The sequence below is a fragment of the Mesorhizobium sp. M2A.F.Ca.ET.039.01.1.1 genome, from assembly GCF_003998035.1.
GTDB lineage: Bacteria > Pseudomonadota > Alphaproteobacteria > Rhizobiales > Rhizobiaceae > Mesorhizobium.
In genome coordinates this window covers 1-1,414 of record NZ_RZRY01001130.1, presented here as the reverse complement: position 1 = coordinate 1,414, position 1,414 = coordinate 1, and the positions used below count along the sequence as shown (strand labels likewise).

The window sequence follows — 1,414 nt, the reverse complement described above, 5'->3', positions numbered from 1 at the left end:
GAGCGGGCATGCGCATCGAGCCCCTCCGCCTTGGCAAGCGCGATCGCGGCGGGCGCCAGCGCCTTGAGCTGCTGCGGCCCGAGCTTCAGGATCGAGGTGCGCTTGACGAAATCGAGCACGGACAGGCCCGAGGAGAAACGCGCCGAACGTGCTGTCGGCAACACGTGGTTGGAGCCGCCGACATAGTCGCCGATCACTTCCGGAGTGTGCCGGCCAATGAACACGGCGCCCGCGTTGCGCATCCTGGAAAGGAAGCCCTCGGCATCGTCGAAGGCGAGCTCGACATGTTCCGCCGCGATCCTGTCGACCAGCGGCAGCGAGGCATCGAGCGTCGGCACCAGGATCACCGCGCCGAAATCGCGCCAGCTGGCGGCCGCCGTCTCGCCGCGCGGCAGGACTTGCAACTGGCGTTCGACCGCCTGCTCGACCGCCCTGCCGAATTCGGCATTGTCGGTGATCAGGATCGACTGCGCCGAGACATCATGCTCGGCCTGCGCCAGAAGGTCGGCCGCGATCCAGTCCGGATCGTTGTCGGCACGGGCCACCACCAGCACTTCCGACGGTCCGGCGATCATGTCGATGCCGACCGTGCCGAACACCTGGCGCTTGGCCGCCGCGACATAGGCATTGCCGGGACCGACGATCTTGGCGACCGGCCTGATCGTCTGGGTGCCATAGGCAAGCGCCGCAACGGCCTGCGCGCCGCCGACGCGGTAGATCTCCGAAACGCCGGCAAGGTCGGCCGCCACCAGCACCAGCGGATTGATGACGCCGCCCGACGCCGGCACGACGATGACGATGCGCTCGACGCCGGCGACCTTGGCCGGCACGGCGTTCATCAGCACCGAGCTTGGATAGCTCGCCGTGCCGCCGGGCACATAAAGGCCGACGGCCTCGATCGCCGTCCAGCGCGAGCCCAGCTCGACGCCAGCGGCATCCGTGTAGCGGTCGTCCTTCGGCTTTTGCCGCTCGTGATGCGAACGGATACGGTCGCGCGCGAATTTGAGCCCCTCGACGGTGGCCGGATCGGCCGCTTCATAGGCCTTGGCGATGTCGTCCTTCGACACGGCGATGCCGAGCGCGCCGAGATCGGCTTTGTCGAACTTCAGCGTGTAGTCGATCAGCGCCTTGTCGCCTTCGGCGCGCACGCGGGCGATGATGTCCCGCACCACGGCCTCGACATCGGCCGACACTTCCCGCTTGGTGGTGAGGAAGGCCGAAAAGCGCTGTTCGAAATCGGTATCGGACTGGCGGAGCGTGATGGCCATAGTCAGCCTCTGTGCACAGGTCGCGAGGTGGCTTCCCAGGCGCCGCCGACATCGGCAAGCCGTGCCTCGACGCATTCGACGTCGAGCATGATGGTGCCGCCGCCCGAAAACACCAGTTCGACGATGCCGGCCGGTTTGCTGATGGC

At 67.3% G+C, this 1,414-nt stretch carries 2 protein-coding genes; both read right to left on the bottom strand.

Annotated elements, in window-relative coordinates:
• On the bottom strand, positions 1–1,268 hold a 1,268-nt coding region (gene hisD, locus EOA24_RS37885; protein WP_127410817.1), incomplete at its 3' end, for a histidinol dehydrogenase.
• Positions 1,269–1,270: 2 nt separating this feature from the next.
• Positions 1,271–1,414, bottom strand: a 144-nt coding sequence (locus tag EOA24_RS37880) for a DUF2948 family protein (RefSeq protein ID WP_127410816.1), incomplete at its 5' end; no start/stop codon positions are given.